Origin of the sequence: Pseudovibrio axinellae (assembly GCF_900110875.1) — a bacterium.
Classification (GTDB): Bacteria; Pseudomonadota; Alphaproteobacteria; order Rhizobiales; family Stappiaceae; genus Pseudovibrio; species Pseudovibrio axinellae.
This window is the reverse complement of record NZ_FOFM01000008.1, coordinates 62,973-80,272: the sequence shown is the minus strand read 5'-3', so window position 1 is coordinate 80,272 and position 17,300 is coordinate 62,973. Positions and strand designations below refer to the sequence as shown.

General features: G+C 50.3%; 15 protein-coding genes. 10 read left to right on the top strand and 5 right to left on the bottom strand.

Going from position 1 to position 17,300, the window contains the following annotated elements:
* Nucleotides 1-85: 85 nt before the first annotated feature.
* On the bottom strand, nt 86-1,948 hold the full coding sequence (locus tag BMZ51_RS17120) for an extracellular solute-binding protein (RefSeq protein WP_068007663.1): 1,863 nt from the start codon (nt 1,946-1,948) through the stop codon (nt 86-88).
* A 298-nt stretch (nt 1,949-2,246) separates the two neighbouring features.
* Between BMZ51_RS17120 and BMZ51_RS17115 the strand changes: the two genes are divergently transcribed.
* Entirely contained in the window at nt 2,247-2,861 is a 615-nt protein-coding gene (locus BMZ51_RS17115; protein ID WP_068007666.1) for an invasion associated locus B family protein, read from the top strand.
* A 116-nt stretch (nt 2,862-2,977) separates the two neighbouring features.
* Here the strand turns inward: BMZ51_RS17115 and hspQ are convergent, their stop codons facing one another.
* The 3 genes from hspQ to BMZ51_RS17100 form a co-directional block, all read right to left on the bottom strand.
* Nucleotides 2,978-3,301 (bottom strand): heat shock protein HspQ, encoded by a 324-nt coding sequence (gene hspQ, locus BMZ51_RS17110; protein WP_068007753.1) that lies wholly within the window; start codon nt 3,299-3,301, stop codon nt 2,978-2,980.
* Nucleotides 3,302-3,521: 220 nt separating this feature from the next.
* Nucleotides 3,522-4,559, bottom strand: a complete 1,038-nt coding sequence (locus tag BMZ51_RS17105; protein WP_068007668.1) for an HpcH/HpaI aldolase/citrate lyase family protein — start codon at nt 4,557-4,559, stop codon at nt 3,522-3,524.
* Between the two features lie 106 nt (nt 4,560-4,665).
* On the bottom strand, nt 4,666-5,559 hold the full coding sequence (locus tag BMZ51_RS17100) for a lysophospholipid acyltransferase family protein (RefSeq protein WP_068007756.1): 894 nt from the start codon (nt 5,557-5,559) through the stop codon (nt 4,666-4,668).
* Nucleotides 5,560-5,761: 202 nt separating this feature from the next.
* On the opposite strand from BMZ51_RS17100, the gene BMZ51_RS17095 reads away from it, so the two are divergent.
* Entirely contained in the window at nt 5,762-6,712 is a 951-nt protein-coding gene (locus BMZ51_RS17095; protein ID WP_068007671.1) for an AEC family transporter, read from the top strand.
* Here the strand turns inward: BMZ51_RS17095 and BMZ51_RS17090 are convergent, their stop codons facing one another.
* Complete coding sequence (locus BMZ51_RS17090; RefSeq protein ID WP_068007759.1) at nt 6,713-7,975, bottom strand: UbiH/UbiF family hydroxylase; 1,263 nt, start codon at nt 7,973-7,975, stop codon at nt 6,713-6,715.
* Nucleotides 7,976-8,248: 273 nt separating this feature from the next.
* Here BMZ51_RS17090 and BMZ51_RS17085 point away from each other — a divergent pair, with 273 nt between their 5' ends.
* From BMZ51_RS17085 to xdhC, 8 genes are all read left to right on the top strand, one after another.
* The gene (locus BMZ51_RS17085) at nt 8,249-9,154 is read left to right on the top strand and encodes a DUF2182 domain-containing protein (protein WP_068007674.1); all 906 of its coding nucleotides are present in this window, start codon (nt 8,249-8,251) and stop codon (nt 9,152-9,154) included.
* A 38-nt stretch (nt 9,155-9,192) separates the two neighbouring features.
* Nucleotides 9,193-9,888, top strand: a complete 696-nt coding sequence (locus BMZ51_RS17080) for a CDP-alcohol phosphatidyltransferase family protein (RefSeq protein ID WP_068007678.1) — start codon at nt 9,193-9,195, stop codon at nt 9,886-9,888.
* A gap of 176 nt (nt 9,889-10,064) precedes the next feature.
* Nucleotides 10,065-11,042, top strand: a complete 978-nt coding sequence (locus tag BMZ51_RS17075; protein ID WP_068007681.1) for a quinone oxidoreductase family protein — start codon at nt 10,065-10,067, stop codon at nt 11,040-11,042.
* A 29-nt stretch (nt 11,043-11,071) separates the two neighbouring features.
* Nucleotides 11,072-12,001, top strand: a complete 930-nt coding sequence (locus BMZ51_RS17070; RefSeq protein WP_068007684.1) for a LysR family transcriptional regulator — start codon at nt 11,072-11,074, stop codon at nt 11,999-12,001.
* A 116-nt stretch (nt 12,002-12,117) separates the two neighbouring features.
* Nucleotides 12,118-12,471, top strand: coding sequence for a hydroxyisourate hydrolase (gene uraH / locus BMZ51_RS17065; RefSeq protein WP_068007686.1), 354 nt, complete (start codon nt 12,118-12,120; stop codon nt 12,469-12,471).
* A gap of 4 nt (nt 12,472-12,475) precedes the next feature.
* Nucleotides 12,476-13,963, top strand: coding sequence for a xanthine dehydrogenase small subunit (gene xdhA / locus BMZ51_RS17060; protein ID WP_068007690.1), 1,488 nt, complete (start codon nt 12,476-12,478; stop codon nt 13,961-13,963).
* Nucleotides 13,953-16,298, top strand: coding sequence for a xanthine dehydrogenase molybdopterin binding subunit (gene xdhB / locus BMZ51_RS17055; protein WP_068007692.1), 2,346 nt, complete (start codon nt 13,953-13,955; stop codon nt 16,296-16,298). The genes xdhA and xdhB overlap by 11 nt, the downstream gene beginning before the upstream one ends.
* Complete coding sequence (xdhC, locus tag BMZ51_RS17050; RefSeq protein WP_068007695.1) at nt 16,298-17,281, top strand: xanthine dehydrogenase accessory protein XdhC; 984 nt, start codon at nt 16,298-16,300, stop codon at nt 17,279-17,281. Before xdhB ends, xdhC begins: the two co-directional genes overlap by 1 nt.
* Nucleotides 17,282-17,300: the final 19 nt, after the last annotated feature.

The following is a 17,300-nucleotide window of genomic DNA, read 5'->3' as shown; positions in this document are numbered from 1 at the left end:
TAGAGATTCGGCATATTAGAATGTAGACACTTTTGTTGAGTAGGCTGCCTTCATCAAGAACACAGCCTACTTTTTATGTGTTTATCTACTCTTTAGGTGCTTCCCACCAATTGTTGTACTGCATGCCGTAAAGCGGCGTTTTTGCGGGGTGTTCAACTGTTGTCCAGCGGGCGACCCATTCAGCCGGAGCATGATAGAGCGGGATTGCGTAATACCCAGAAATCAACACCCGATCAAACGCGCGAACCGTGGCTATGAATTCTTCACGGCTACGAGCGGCTACAAGTGCATCGAGGAGAGCATCGATTGCTGGTTCTTTTGCACCGACGATGTTTCTGGAATTTGGAGTGTCTGCTGCCTCTGAAGACCAGCGGGCAAACTGTTCGCCACCAGGAGACAGGGATGCACTCCACGTGTTGAAGAGTGCATCAAAGTCAAATGTGGACCGACGTGCTTCGAATTGTGCTGCATCAACAAAACGAACAGAGATTTCTATACCCAAGAGCTTTGCGGTACGTTGCAGCGCAAGGGCGACTTTTTCCTCGTCTTGCACCCGAACAAGAATTTCGAAAGCAAACTGTTCTCCAGTTTGGGCGTTGACGAGTTTCCTTTGATTCAGCTCGTAACCTGCTTGTTTGAAAAGCGCTAAGGCTTCGCGCAGTACCTGCCGGTCGCGCCCGGATCCATCTGCCTGCGATGGGCGCCAAGTGCCTGCAAGCACGTCATCAGAAACTGCGTTGGGGAATGGCTGGAGGATCTTCTTTTCCAGCTCGCTTGCGGGGCGTCCGATGGATGACAGCACTGAGTTATCCCAGTAGCCATCTGTGCGCTGATAGAGGCCACCAAAAAGGGATCTGTTGATCCACTGGAAGTCGAGCAGCATTCCAAGCGCTTCGCGCACGCGTTTGTCTGCAAATTGCGTGCGACGTGTATTGAAGGCAATGCCTGTCATTGGCGAGGGCGTTTTGCGTTCAAAGACGTCTTTAACAACCTTACCTTCTTCAAACGCGGGGAAATTGCCTGCATTTTCCCAAAGACCGGGATTGCTGTAAATCAGTGCCTGTGTGCCGCCTTTGCGGAAAGCTTCCTGCAATGCGTTATAATCTCGAAAGTAATCTACAGTGACCTCGTCGAAATTGTCAAAGCCAATTTTTTGAGGCAGATCTTTGGCCCAGTAATCATCCCTGCGTGTATAGGTCGTGCGGCGGCCCGGATTTATCTCAGAGAATATGTAGGGGCCTGTGCCAACAGGCGGGGTTAGCGTGGTGTTGCCAAAGGTTTCAGCATTGGTGGTTCTGCTGTTGAAGATTGGAGCTAGAGCGATCAGAAACGGAAGCTCGCGGTCACTGCCATCTTTAAAGTGCAGCTTCACCATGCGTTCACCGGTCTTTTCAAACTTTACGATTTTGCTGTACCAACGGGCGAAAGGCGGTCGTCCATGGTCGCGAATGGTTTCTAGTGAAAAGATGATATCCTCTACACCCAACTGATCCCCATTGGAGAACTTTGCTGCCGGGTTGAGACGAAATTCAATCCAGTTTCGTTCATCTGGCATGCGTACCGCTTCTGCCAGGTGGGAATACAGCGAGAATGCCTCATCGTCTGAGCGTAAGAGCAGACTTTCCAGGATGTAGGAGCCTATCTGGCGTTCTTTCATTCCGCGCGCTGATGTCCATGCACCTTTCAGAGCATAAGAATTGAGGCTATCAAATGTACCTTGAACCCCAAGTGATAGTCGGCCACCTTTGGGAGCATCAGGGTTTGCATAGGGCAAGTGTGTATAACCTGCCGCTAACTCCGGTTTTCCATGCATTGCAATGCCATGGGTCCAGGGAACCGTGTCTTGCGCATTTGCGGCTGAGAAAGCTAATGTTGTCATAGTGGAAAAGACAACTAGACCCTTCGCAGAATTCATCATTCTATTCACATAGGATCGGAATCTATTCATTCGAAATTCTCCTGGGGCATCCGTAGAAACTAGCAATAGTACGATTCTGAGGAAGATTCAGCCTGTTATACTGTGAATTAGAACAGTAACCACCCCAATCTATAGGTGGAAAAATGGCTTGGACGTGTTTAAAGAGTACATAAGTAGCATTTAACAGATGCGCTGCCTTTTTTTCAGCTCTGTTCTGAGTATGCTTGCACCGAACAAGCAGTTAAAACACTGTTGAGCCAAAAAATTGGTTGCTGCGGAATTGCCGGTGGCATGTTTTATACCGGATCAAACTTTGAGGGAATTTGGGATGGCCGTTAATTTAAAGGGCGTTCTGACTGGTGGGATTATTGCAGCAATGGCCGCCGTTGGCTTTGCTGGCGCCAGTATTGCACAGAACGCACAGGCAGAGGATGCTTGGGTGAAAGTGTGTAACACTGATCCAAAATCCAAGAAGGAATTCTGCCTTATTACACAAGAATTGCGCACGGATACAGGTCAGTTCCTTGCTCAAGCTGTTGTGCGTGAAGTGACTGGCGAAAGCCGTAAATTGCTGCACCTTGCTGTACCTCCTGGAATGCTGATTCAGCCAGGTCTTCGTGTGCAAGTTGATGGTGGCAAGCAGGATGAAGCAAAATATACTATTTGCTTCCCAAATGCTTGTATCGCTGAGATGGTTATTGATGAAAATTTCATTGGTAACTTGAAAAAAGGCGGTAAGCTGATCGTCACCACGTTGAACCAGCAGGGTAAGGCACGTCCATTCGACCTTACTTTGAAGGGCTTCACTCGCATTTATGATGGCGAAGCTATCAAGCCTGAAGAATTGCAGGCAAAGCAAGAGCGCTTGCAGTCAGAACTGCAAAAGCGCGCTGAAGCAGCTCGTCAGAAATTGATTGAGCAGCAGCGTCAGGCAAACCAGTAAATTGGTTTCAGCTTTAAGCAAAAAAACCCGAAGGAAATTTCCTTCGGGTTTTTTCTTGTTCAATCGATGATGATGAGCGTTGAGTGCTGCGTTCCTTTTGGGATTGCTGTGCTTTCTTAGTGGATTTCTACATCCTTGACGACGTAGTCGCCGTCCATTGTCTCATCAAATAGTTCTTCAACCTGCGGATGCCTGACAGGCTCGCCACTGTCGTCTGTTTCCAGATTTTGTTCTGAGACATACGCGATGTATTCACTCTCTGCGTTTTCAGCAAGAAGGTGATAAAAAGGCTGGTCTTTGTTAGGGCGTGCGTCTTCGGGAATTGACTCCCACCATTCGTCTGTATTGTCGAATGTGGGGTCCACGTCGAAGACTATCCCACGGAACGGGTACAGGCGGTGACGTACGACCTGTCCAATTCTAAATTTCGCGGTTTTCATTGTCTCCATAATCCACCAAACTCTCGCAGATATTATATCTTGTCAGGGCGCCTTAAAGGTCATGTTGTGAGCGCCATGTCAAGGTTGATAACGTAGCAAAAAGGCAAGGAGCTGCTGAAATCGATCAAAACATGCCGTTTGGGGATGAATAGGTGCAGGCATTTCATCGATTTACACATCGATAGATTGAAGAGTGAATGTCTCCACTCTTCAAGATTGATTAGTTGTAAGATTCAGCCAGTTCTGGATCTTTGGAAATAACCAGATCTGCAAGGTCGCAGATGACTTTTGCCTGTTTCCAGGTTGCATCATCCTGCATTTTTCCGTCCAGCATTACAGCGCCTGTTCCATCTGGCATTGCTTCTAAAATCCTGCGGGCGAATTTAATTTCATCCGGCTCAGGTGAAAAAACGGATTTTGCTATTTTGATCTGGCTTGGGTGGAGGGTCCATGTTCCCAGACACCCCATCAGGAATGAATTGCGGAACTGTGCCTCACACGCGGCCGGGTCACTAAAGTCGCCAAATGGGCCGTAAAATGGTTTGATGCCAGCTGCCATACATGCGTCTACCATCTTTGCGACGGTGTAGTGCCAAAGGTCCTGCTGGTACCGGGTGCGTGGTGCGTCACCATCTGCATCTGCAAGGACCTGGTAGTCTGGATGGCCTCCGCCAACGCGAGTTGTCTTCATACCGCGCGATGCCGCCAGATCAGCTGGTCCCAGGCTCATGCCATGCATGCGTGGACTGGCAGTGGCAATTGCTTCTACATTGTTGACGCCTTCTGCAGTTTCCAAAATTGCGTGAATTTGGATTGGCTTTTTAATGCCAGCCTTGGCTTCTAATTGTGCGAGCAGCTGATCCAGGTAGTGAATGTCCCATGGTCCATTCACCTTTGGAAGCATGATAACGTCCAGCTTATCGCCGCAGCGGGTTACAATTTCGCTGATATCATCAAGAACCCACGGGCTTTCCAGCGAATTGATGCGTGTCCAGAGTTTGGTTGAGCCAAAGTCGTTGTCATTTGCCATTTGGATAAAGCCCTCACGGGCATTTATCTTCTCGTCAGCTGGAATTGCATCTTCAAGGTTTCCAAGAATGACGTCTACCTGAGAAATCATCTGCGGGATCTTCAGGCGCATTTTTTCGATGTGTGGCGGCACAAAGTGGATCATGCGCTCGAGCGCTACAGGAGGCTCCGCAAATGGTTCTGGTGCACCGATAGCCAGTGGTTTATAAAAGGAACGATAGGTTTTCATCTGGCGAGCTCCCTCCCGAGCCGAAATGGAAATTTAGGAGGCGAGTATACAGATTATGGTGCGGTGCAAAATCGGTTCTTTGGGCTAAGTCCTGCTGAGAGGTGGGTTAAATCCACTTCTTCATGATCCACATCCACTGGGAGGGCTCTTCTCGGATCCAGTTCTCGAATTGGTCGTGTACCGCCTGTGTTGTGATGATTGCGTCCTGAACCCGGTCTTTGGTGCGTGCGACAGGAATTTCCTTGGCAATGATCTCAAAGCGTGCGCCTTTCTTGCGCCGTGCGACGACTGCAATCAGGCGTTTGTTCATTGTGCGGGCCAAAGCTGCCGGAATATGGGTGGCTGCCGCTTGCTGGTTGAAGAAATTAATCTTTACGCCGCGATGGTCACGGACATCGGCAACAAATGCGACCGATCCCTTCTTTCGAAGAATTGAAATAATTCTCGTTCCAGTGTCGTGACCTTTGCAATACAGGCCTAGCTTATAAAGGAAACGGCGTTTTTCCACCAAATATTCTTCAGAATATGGATTTTTGAGCTTCTGGTAAACACCTGCCAGAGGGAGCCCGAGGTCTTCGGCCTTGTCTGAAACGACTTCCCAATTGCCTGAGTGCATAGTTACCAGGATCGCACCCTCGCCAATTGAGGGGGAAAAGGCCTGCGGGTTTGCGTAGGTCACCCGGCTTGGATCCTTGTGGATTTTGGAGAGCAGTACGGTTTCCGCAGAGACCCGGCCAAGGTTTTCCCACATATCCCGGATGGTTTGGTCGGCTTCATTGAGCGTCATTTCAGGGTAGGCTGCCATGATATGGGCTTTGGCGCGGGCGTGCCTGTGGGTCATTGGGGCGATGAGACGCCACATGTTACCCATGAACGCGGAAGCCCAGTCCAGCGGTATTGCGCGCAGGATTCCACCGATTATTCTTAAAGCCATCCATTCAAGTCGAAAAGAGAGCTTCTCACGTTGTGTGTAGGGACGACGGGATTTCTTAGCTTTCATATTGGCCTTTGGGCGGATGGAGCTGTCCAGTTCCACACTATAGTGTCGTAGTTGCCGGTATGCCAACCTCTGTAGAATGGCTATATAGGCTCTATTCGGTGATGGTGATTAGCCAATCAGTGTTTTAAAAGCAACACATTCTCCATTGTGATAGGGAGAACACGCGAAAATTGCACGGAATTTGAATGGGGATATGGTCTAGATGCTCAATGTCGTAAATTTGGCAATGCCATTTTTCCTGCTTATTTTTCTGGGATTCGTGTCTGGTCGCAGGGCGAAGCTATCGCGTGACGGGCTGGCTTGGATGAACTTTTTTGTCATCTATCTGGCGCTTCCTGCTTTGTTTTTTCAGCTTCTTTCAGAAACGCCATTGGAGGAGTTGGCTACATTTGATTTTGTAGCTGCAACGACATTCTCAACATTTGCCATGTTTGCGATTGCCTACTCTTTTGCCCGGTTTGTTTTATGCGGCAACATCGGGGAAGCGACCGTTCAGGCGCTTGTGGGCTCCTATTCCAACATCGGATATATGGGGCCGGGGGTTACTCTTGCAGTTTTAGGGGCAGGGGCTGCGGTGCCTACGGCGCTTATTTTGTGTTTTGACACAATTTTGCTGTTCATTCTTGTACCGATGATGATGTCGATTGGGGGATCGCGGAATGTTCGGGTGGGTCCACTTGCCCTTGAGATCTTTAAGAGGATCATCACGCATCCCTTCATCCTTGCCGTTCTTGCAGGCATTTTGGCGGCAGCGATAGAGTTTAAGCCGCCGGTTGCTCTGGATCAGACGATCTCGTTTTTAAGGCAAGCTGCAGCACCTTGTGCTTTGTTTGCTATGGGCGTGACGATTGCTCTGCAACCGAGCCGCAGGACGGCAAAGGAGCTCCCCATCCTGCTGCTCATCAAGCTGGTTGTGCACCCGGTTCTTGTTTTTGTTCTGCTGGAGTGGATTGGCGGATTTGATAGTTTGTGGATTTCAACTGCGCTCTTAATGGCGGCCTTGCCGCCCGCTGCAAATGTTTATGTGCTGGCTCAGCATTATTCCAGCTATGTGGAGCGTGCCTCAACGGCGGTTCTGTATGGGACACTGGCATCGGTTGTGACGCTGCCAGTGCTTATCTATCTGCTACAATCTGGAATCTTGGTGCCGTAGTCATTTGTCGTCGGCACGCATCAGCCTTGGTAAACTCCACGAGGGCGCGATGCCTTCTCTCATTAAGAAACGCCGGACAAGTGGAATGCGCGAGGCGGTGTAGAGCCCCAGGCTGCGGAGTGCCTGAACCGGTAATGCGTCGGTTAACAGTGAGCGGTTGAGCAAATCAACAGCTGTTGTGCGGCTGATAACATCGGCTTTGCGGCTGCGATCGTATTTTTGCAACAGATCAGATGACCCCATATCCGCACCGGTGCGCTTTGCATTGGCCAGCAATTCCGTGGCTACAGCCACATCGCGTAGCGATAAGTTGAGGCCTTGGGCTCCAATAGGGGGGAATGCATGAGCTGCTTCGCCCATCAAAAGCGAGCGGTTGCCGCTCATATGGGACGCTGTGAGGCCGGAAAGCGGATACACCTGCCTTGGGCTTGCAAGCCTTATTGACCCTAAAACAAATTTGCTGAGTTTTTCAAGCTCGGCTTCAAGTGCGCTGTCGCTATAATTGTTCAGCTCTTGCGCGCGCTCTGGTGTTTCCACGTAAACAAGAGAGGATGATTTTCCCGGTAACGGAACCATTGTGAATGGGCCGGTGTTGCGGTGAAATTCTGTTGATACGTTAAGGTGCGGCAGGTCATGCTTTAAGTTCAGGACAAGCGCGGCTTGCGGGTATTTCCAGTTTTTCGTTTCAATACCGGCGGAGCGACGTACCACGGAGTTGCGCCCGTCAGCCCCGATAACCACCTGGCAAGACAGGTCCTGAGTGTTGTTTAGCTCAATGGTGGCTTTGTGATCGTTGCTCCTGACGCTTTTGATTGTGTCTTCAATCGTAACGACAAATTCACTTGAATTTACAAGGCGATAAAGAGCGTGGTTAAGGTCTTTGTTGAGGATGTTATAACCGAAAGCGGCGAGACCAAGCTCGGATGCAGAAAATGTGGTTTCGGGCGCTCTAAGGAGGCGGTCAGTCCCATCGATCAAGCGCATGCGTTCCAAGGGGGTGAACGATGCGCGTAAATCCTCCCAAAGGCCGATGTTCTCTAAGAATTGGCGTGAGGCGTCCATCAGTGCCGTTGTGCGGGCATCTTCCAGGTTCACAGGTGGCCCGACCAGGGCCGTTCTCAATCCGTTGCTGGCAAGTGCCAGGGCAGCAATCATACCAGCTGGGCCTGTACCAATCACAGCGCAATCAAAGTGCGTTTCCTGCAAGGGCGGGTGGTTGTCTTTTGTGCTCTTGTGACCGTCTAGTGGAGGGTTGGCTGCCATTTTTTCATCCCGCATTTTGGTTTGCGTTCTATTACTCTGGTATCTAGGGGATAAAACCTATCGGTTTCAAGGTGCTGCACGTAGGTCGCCCCCAATGAATGAACGCAGAAGCGTGTTTGGAGCAGCTTCACCATGTCGCAGGGTGCTGTTTGCATTTGAACTAAATCAATGTCGCATTGGGGTAATTACTGGTCTATTAGAGAAACTGCATGCACTGCGCTGGATCTGGAACTCTCGAGTTTTCTTTGATCCTGATTGATTTTGAGGTTGGCTATGTCAGTTTCCAGTCCGAAAACGGATTTACAGGTTTCCTATCGACTCCCTTACATCATTTTGGGTGGGGCTGTCGTTTTGGGCTGGGTGTATCTGGCTGCAATGGTCGTTGATATGATCTCGCGCATGGATATGGGCGAGATGGGCCCCGGAATGGAGCTGTTTAATCAGTTCAATATGTTTAAAGGGCTGCCTGAGCATGTGCGCGTGCAGCTGGCTTCGCTGTGCCTTCCACTTGCGCAAGAGGCATTTGGTATGCCAGCGCTCGCGAATTTGGGCTTATACGATTACTTCCTGCTGTTCATGATGTGGTTCATGATGGTGCTTGCGATGATGTTGCCAACTGCCATGCCTATGTTGACGACCTATCATGAAGCTCGCGGTGGACGCTCCATTTATGTTGTGGCTGGAGGGTACCTTGCTGTGTGGACAGGGTTCTCCATTGTTGCGGCCATTGCGCAGGGCGGGCTGCATGAAATGGGTGTGATGAGCCCGATGATGCTTCCTGTTTTTTCCACGTTAACGATCACAACCGTGTTTGCAGCAGCGATTTATCAGTTTACGCCAGCCAAACAGGCATGTCTTGACCGCTGCCGTACCCCAAATGTTGCGTTGGCACTGCATAGCGGCAAGCAAAAACAAAGTGCATTTCAGTTTGGGGTTGAACAAGGCATTTATTGTTTGGGGTGCTGTTGGGCGCTCATGGTGCTTATGTTTGCAGTGGGAATCATGAATATTATTTGGATCGCGCTGCTTGGTCTCATAATGACACTTGAAAAAAAGAGTAAAACACCGTTTACAAGCTATGGAATTGGCATCGCGCTTCTGCTATGGGGCGCTGCAAACATCTATTTTGCTCGTGCGGACTTGTCTTTCGTAGAAGCAGTGGGCGATAGATTGTTCTAATTGGTGCTTTCACCTAAAGAATAACAAAGGACCTGAAGTTGACCGGTCAGACCCATTCCCGGCTGTTCCTCATACATGTACTCACTGCGCTGGGTGCTCCAATTGCTTTGCTTGCACTAGTTGCAGGAGCGAACGGCGACTTGCCTATGATGTTTTTCTGGCTCTGGGTGGCACTTGTTGTCGATGGGCTGGATGGACCGTTGGCACGCAAATGCGATATTCAAAATCGTCTACCGCGTTGGAGCGGGGTAATTTTGGACCTTGTGATTGATTACGCAACTTACGTTTTCCTACCTGCCTTTGCTCTTTATCAAAGTGGCCTTCTTTCTGAGTTTTGGGGGCTTCTTTCCGGTTCTATTATTGTGTTTACCGGTGCAATCTATTTTGCGGATAACAACATGAAGACCGAGAGCGGCGGTTTTCTCGGGTTTCCTGGTGTCTGGAATATGCTGATTGTGGTGCTTGTTGCGCTCCAGTGTTCGCCCTTGGTCATCATCGGCATGGTTGCGTTGTGCTCTGTGTTGACGTTTTTGCCAGTTGAGTTTGTCCATCCGGTGCGTACTGCAAAGTGGCGGCCACTAACGCTGAGTATCCTTACAGTTTGGAGCGCTGCGCTTGCGATGGCTCTTTACCAAGATTTCGTAATTGATGCATGGTTGTACGCTCTTATTACAGCGACGAGTTTGTATTTATTCTGTGTTGGCGCTGCTCATCAGGTGTTTCGAAAAATCTAGGTTCGTAAAATTTTAAGTTTAAGCGCCCGGTCCTTCGATCGGGCGTTTTTTGTTTTGACAGGAGCCCAGTTGGTTCCAAGGCCCTCAATATTCAGGTGGTTCACTTTCAAGTTGCTTGCAACCAGCAGGCAATGTAATCAAACTACGCATCCTCTCATTTGTAAGGGAAAACCCATATGGTTCGCGCGGTTCATATTGAAAGTGTTGGTGACCCCTCGGTCTTAAAGTACGTTGATGTTGATTTGCCTGAGCCAAAGGCGGGTGAAGTGCGCATACGCCATACCGCCATTGGTCTCAATTTCATTGATACCTATTTTAGGTCAGGCCTTTATCCTGCGCCTGGCGAGCTGCCACTTACACTTGGAAATGAAGGTGCTGGTTATGTCGTTTCTATCGGCGAGGGGGTGAGTAACCTGGCTGTTGGAGACCGTGTCGCTTATGCAGGGCCTTTGGGAGCTTATAGTGAAGAGCGCAATATCCCGGCCAGTGTATTGGTGAAAATTCCTGAGGGTGTCAGTGATGAGCAGGCGGCTGCTTTGATGCTGAAGGGTATGACTGCGTGCTACCTGCTTAAAAAAACATATGAGGTTACGGCAGAAACGACCCTGTTGTACCATGCAGCTGCTGGGGGTGTTGGGCTTATTGTGGGGCAGTGGGCATCAGCGCTTGGTGCTACCGTTATTGGTACTGTGAGCTCTGCTGAAAAGGCTAGGTTGGCCTCCGCTCATGGCTATGACTATGTGATCAACTATAAGAGTGAAGATTGGGTTGAGCGCGTGCGTGCCATTACAGATGGCCGCGGCTGCGATGTTGTCTACGATAGTGTGGGCAAGGATACATTCCCAGCCTCGCTTGATTGCATTCGTAAACGTGGGCTTTGGTGCAGCTTTGGTCAGTCTTCTGGTCCCTTACCAGAGTTCAACCTTGCTCTACTCTCTCAAAAAGGGTCTTTGTTTGCGACCCGCCCGAGCCTGTTTGATTACATTTCTGAGCGGTGGGAGCTTGAGGAAACTGCAGCTGACCTTTTCTCCGTCGTTGCAGATGGAACGGTCGACATTCAGATAAACCAGCGTTACGCGCTGAAAGACATAGCTCAGGCACATCGTGATCTTGAAGGGCGGAAGACAACTGGCGCTACAGTCATCATCCCATAATCATAGAACTGAAAATAAAGAAAGATTTGATGGATCGATCGCGGTACCTTTACGGCCCAGCGCTTCGCTATTTTGCGGCTGCTGCGGAAGAAAACTCCATTCGTGCGGCGGCACGTAAACTTAACGTGGCCTCGTCAGCGGTCAATCGGCAGATTCTCACTTTGGAAAAGCAGTTGGGGATGGAGTTGTTTGAGCGTGTCGGGCGCACAATCCGGCTTTCGTCAGCCGGTGAAATTCTGCTCGCCCACATTCGCAGGACGCTTTCTGATTTGGACGCAACGGGTGCTGAACTTGATGCGCTCAAGGGGCTACGCCGTGGTGTGGTTTCCATTGCAACCGTTGAAAGTGTGACGGAGGCTCTCCTGCCGGAGTTGATCGCCAAATTTCGAAAGGACTATGGCGGCATTCATGTGGATGTGCAGGTGATGGGGGCTGAGCGGGTTGCTGAAGCTGTTGAGAAAGCAGAAGTGGATGTGGGGTTCACATTTGAACCACCTGAGACAGATGCGTTTACTGTCAATTACAAGAAGGCGCTGGAGATTGGCGCAATCATGGCGCCAACGCATCCGCTCGCAGTTGAAGAAAAGCTCAGTCTTGCACAGTGTTTCGAATACCCAGTTTCTATGCCCGCGCATGGAATTTCGATCAGAGCCCGTTTGGACGTGGCGTTGTCACACAGCTCCATTGCCGGGCAAAGCAGCGTGGAGGCCAACTCTTTGCGCTTCATGAAGCATATGGTGCGTTCAGGAGAGATGATTGCCTTCCAGACCGTGGTGGGTCTGGAAGAAGAGCTTGCAGATGATCGGCTGCTGTTTAAGCCTCTGACTGATGAGCAGCTCACACGCGGGCACTTTTGTATCATTACATCGTCTTTGCGCGGGCTTGCGCTGGCGCCTGCAATCTTTCTGGAACTGGCTGTCGCAAGAATGGGAAAAATGTTGCATTCGTTTGATGCCTAATTGGCAACAGTAAGCGCTCTTTTTTATTCTTTTGTTATCAAAAGAAAGAGTGCAATCTGTGGTTTCACTTAGATTCTAACATCTATCTCAGATGATAATTGGTATAAGAGGAAACTATGGGACGATTGACTACCCATGTACTGGACAGTGCTCAGGGGAAGCCAGCCTGCGGGCTAAAGGTTGAGCTTGTTTGTGTTGATGGGGACAGCTTTTCCAAGCTTGGTGAGTTTTCGACCAACACAGATGGCCGGGTTGAGGGGGCTTTGCTGGAGGGCGAGGAACTAACAGCAGGCACATATGAGCTGCGGTTCCATGCAGGAGACTATCTGCGGGCTGAAGGGCTTGCACTTCCTGACCCAGCTTTTCTCGATATTGTACCTATTCGATTTGGCGTTGCAGATGTGAACAGTCACTACCATGTGCCGTTGCTGCTCTCCCCATTTGGTTACACGACCTACAGGGGGAGCTGAGCAGATGCGCAAAGCAATCCGTTTCTTGCGAAAAGGCAAAGTGGTCGAACTGGACCAATTTGAGCCCACAACAACGCTTCTGGATTACCTGCGTTTGAGCGAACGCTCTACGGGAACGAAGGAAGGATGCGGCGAAGGGGATTGCGGCGCATGTACGATCGCGATTGGTCGTTTGCGAAATGGTGAGCTGGTGTATGAGCCAGTGAACAGTTGTATTTTGCTGCTCGGGCAAATCGATGGCTGTGAGCTTGTGAGCGTTGAGGATCTTGAGGGGCCTGAGGGGCTGCATCCTGTACAGCAAGCGCTCTTTGAATTGCATGGTTCGCAATGCGGGTTTTGCACGCCGGGCTTTGTTATGAGTCTCTTCACGCTTTACCACGCGAACAAGCCAGGTTTGAGCCGTGCAGACGTTAATGAGTGGATTGCAGGGAACCTGTGCAGGTGCACGGGTTACCGGCCAATTGTTGATGCAGCGCTGGAGGCATGCTGCAGCGGCTTGAATGATGCTTTTTCTGCACGTGCTGAACAAACGCGCGAAGCGCTTGAGGCGCTTCACGATGAGCAGGACGTTCTTGTCGGAGAAGACGCAGGTTTCTTCTATGCGCCTGCAAACTTTCAAAGCTTACTTGATACCTATGCAGAACACCCAGATGCGACGCTGGTTTCTGGCTCGACAGATGTTGGCCTCTGGATCACTAAACATCTGCGGGACTTACCCAAAATCATCTATCTTGGACGCGTGATTGGCCTTGGTACATGCTATGAGGATGAGCAGGGCATTCGCCTTGGTGCCAGTGCCTCTTATGCGGTTGCAGAAGAGTTTTTAAAGACCATCGATCCTGATTTGGATGTGGTGATGAGCAGGATCGGCTCAAAGCAGGTGCGTGCCTCCGGTACGGTTGGCGGTAATATTGCCAATGGATCGCCAATTGGAGATATGCCGCCAATGCTGATTGCGCTTGGGGCTGAAATTGAGCTGCAAAGCAATCGTGGACGGCGCAATCTGCCGCTGGAACACTTCTTTATCGATTATGGCAAGCAAGATATCGCTGAAAACGAGGTGCTCACATCTATCAGCGTGCCGCGTTTGAAGTCTGGTGAGCATTTCAGGGCCTATAAAATTTCCAAGCGCTTTGATCAGGATATTTCGGCTGTAATGGCGGCTTTCTGCTTGACAGTGAAAGACGGTGTTGTGGAACATGCGCGTATGGCATTCGGTGGAATGGCAGGGGTGCCAAAGCGTGCGGGCGGTGCAGAAGTGGCCATTGTGGGAGCAAGGCTCGATGAACCGGACAGCTGGGTGCACGCCCTGAGTGCACTTGAACGCGATTTCTCACCGCTCACTGACATGCGTGCCTCGGGCGCTTATCGCCAAAAGGTTGCGTGCTCGCTTTTAGAGAAGGCCCTATTGGAACTTTCAGACCAATCAGCGGCATCAATGCGAGTGCATGGACAGCGCGCTCCGGTATTTGGAGATGCACATGTCAACTGATTTGCTTGAGACGCGGGTTGCAGAAAATAATCAACTACAGGCCGTTGGTCAGCCTCACAAACATGATAGTGCCAGAAAGCATGTTTCTGGCAAGGCGACCTATATCGACGACATGATCGAGCCTGTGGGTACGTTACATGTTGCTCCGGGCTATTCCACCGCTGCTGCATGTGGGCGGATTACGAAGATTGATCTGGCTGCGGTAAGGGCTGCTCCAGGCGTTGTTGCTGTATTGGAAGCTGGCGATATTCCGGGTGTGAACGATTGCTCGCCTGCCATGGGGGATGACCCGGTTCTTGTATCGGAGCGTATCGCGTTTCACGGACAGCTGATTTTTCTTATTGTTGCGCAAACCCGTTTACAGGCGCGTAAGGCGGCTAAGCTGGCGCATATTGATGTGCAAGCTGAGGCTGCGTTGATCAGCGTGGCAGACGCGCTTAAGGCGGACCAGACCGTCTTGCCAGACTATGAGTTTCGAAGGGGATCTCCAGAAGCGAAGTTGGAGCGTGCAGCTCACACGGTAAGGAGTAGCTTTGCTCTTGGTGGGCAGGAGCACTTTTACCTTGAAGGGCAAGTTGCCTTTGCTTTTCCGGGAGAGGACGGGGATATGACCGTTCACTCTTCAACCCAGCATCCCACTGAAGTTCAACATACCGTTGCCAAAGTCCTTGGTGTTGATGAAGCTGAAGTCACAGTTGAAGTGCGGCGTATGGGCGGGGCCTTTGGGGGTAAGGAATCCCAGGCTAACCAGTGGGCCGCATTGGCCGCATTGGCCGCTCATGCCACAGGACGGCCTTGCAAGTGCAGGTTGGACCGTGATGACGATATGATTTTGACGGGTAAGCGTCACGATTTTCTAGTTGATCTTGATGCTGGTTACGATGGAACTGGCAAGATTGAAGCGGTCAAAATCAACCTTAACTCACGTTGCGGTCACTCGGCAGATCTGTCGCTGGGGATCAATGACCGGGCGATGTTCCATGCCGATAACAGTTATTACTATACAGATTTAACAATCCGATCGAAGCGACTGAAAACAAATACTGTTTCAAATACAGCGTTTCGTGGATTTGGCGGCCCTCAGGGGATGTTCGCAGCTGAGCGAATGATGGACGCGATTGCGATTAAGCTGGGCCTGGATCCTCTGGATGTGCGCAAGGTAAACTTTTACCGTGAGGGTGAAAATACGACGCCATACGGACAGCCAGTTGAAGAGCACGAGCTGCTGGCCACGCTCGTTGATCAGCTTGAGGCAAGTTGCGCGTATCGTGCACGCCGGAAAGCTGTTGAGGCGTTCAATGCTGAAAATAAGGTCTTGAAAAAAGGGATTGCACTCACGCCAGTGAAGTTTGGTATTTCCTTCACTTTAAGACATCTTAATCAGGCTGGTGCTCTGGTTCATCTTTACCGTGACGGTTCGGTGCATTTGAACCATGGTGGCACGGAGATGGGACAAGGGCTTTACCAAAAGGTTGCACAAATTACGGCAACCGAAATGGGCGTGCCGCTGAGCAAGGTGAAAATCACAGCAACGAACACGTCAAAAGTGGCAAATACCTCGCCGACTGCTGCGTCTTCGGGCACGGACCTCAATGGTATGGCCGCTGCCATCGCGTGCCGTGAAATTGTAGGGCGTCTCAAAGCGTTTGTTGCTGAGCGCTTTGATGTGTCAGAGACGGACATAGAGTTTCTTGATGATCAGGTCTTTATTTCAGGTGAAGCGAAGTTCTCCATAAAGAAGCTCGCTCAACTTGCTTACGAAAACCGGATTCACCTTTCTTCCTCTGGCTTTTATAAAACGCCAAAGATCATCTGGGACCGTGACAAGGTGGAGGGGCGTCCGTTCTTCTATTTCTCCTACGGAGCGTCTTGCTCAGAAGTGCTGATTGATACGTTGACCGGTGAGATGAAGGTTGAGCGGGTTGATGTGCTGCATGATGTTGGCAAGTCGCTAAATCCGGCATTGGACATTGGGCAGATTGAAGGCGGTTTCGTGCAGGGCATGGGCTGGCTTACATCTGAAGAACTTTGGTTTGATGATGTAGGTCGACTGCGCACGCATGCGCCTTCGACCTATAAGATTCCAACAGCCTCTGATGTGCCTGAGGAATTCAATGTTTCCCTCTTTGAAAGTGAGGGGAACCCTGAGGAGACGATCTACCGCTCAAAGGCTGTGGGAGAGCCGCCTTTGATGCTGCCGATTTCTGTGTTTTGCGCAATCAATGATGCGATCGCGAGCCTGAACAAAGGCGTGCTGCCAAAACTGGATGCCCCTGCAACACCCGAGGCGATTTTGAACGCTGTTCAGGCGATCAAGCGCGGCGAGGTGGACTGATGTTGGTGTGGAGCGAGGTCTTGTCTGCTCTGGATGCTGCCGGACGATGCGTTCTGGTGAGTATTTTAGATGTTGCCGGATCCTCTCCGCGCGAAGCGGGCGCGCGCATGGTCGTTCGTCCCGATATGTCCTTTAAGGGAACCATTGGCGGCGGGCGATTGGAATATGACCTCCTGCATGAAGCTGTTTCAATGATGAAGCGTGGGCAAACTGCTTTCGTGAGCCAGTCCTATGCGCTTGGACCGGACCTTGGGCAGTGTTGTGGTGGACGTGTTCAGGTCGCTTTGGAACAATTTGATCTTAATTATCGAGGTCGTGCACAAGATTTTTCCGCGCAAGAAGTGCTGGGAAATTTTTCAACAATTGCAAATATTTGCAGCTCAAAGTCACTTGAAAGACAGGTGTTATCACCTGCAATGTGTGATCCAAACTCAGCAGAAATTGTTTTAAATCAAGGCAAACTGACTGAGAGGTTCGGGCAAGACAGACCTCATCTGTATCTGTTTGGTGCAGGCCATGTTGGGAAGGCTTTGGTGCATGTATTGGCACCTTTGGGCTTTCAGGTCAGTTGGATTGATGAAAGGCGTGAGATATTTCCAGAATATGTGCCTTCCAATATTCGCTGCATTCATCTACATGAGCCGCAAGTTATCGTTAAGAACCTCGAACCGGGAAACTATATCCTTGTCATGACCCATGATCACAAACGTGATCATGCTATAGTAGATGCGGCGGTTCGCAGAACCGATATGGCATATATTGGTTTGATAGGCAGTGCAACAAAGCGTGCGCGAACACTTAAGCGGTTCAAAGACTCCGGTTTGTCGGAGGCGCATAGCAAACAGCTTGTTTGTCCGGTCGGAATTACTGAGATAAGAAGCAAAAAACCGTCTGATATTGCAATTTCTATTGCTGCTCAACTTCTGGTGGTGAAAGATCAGCAAATGAGCGCTGCTAAAGGAGGGTTTCGTTTTGCTTCTTAAGTTCAAAAAAGAACGTTTG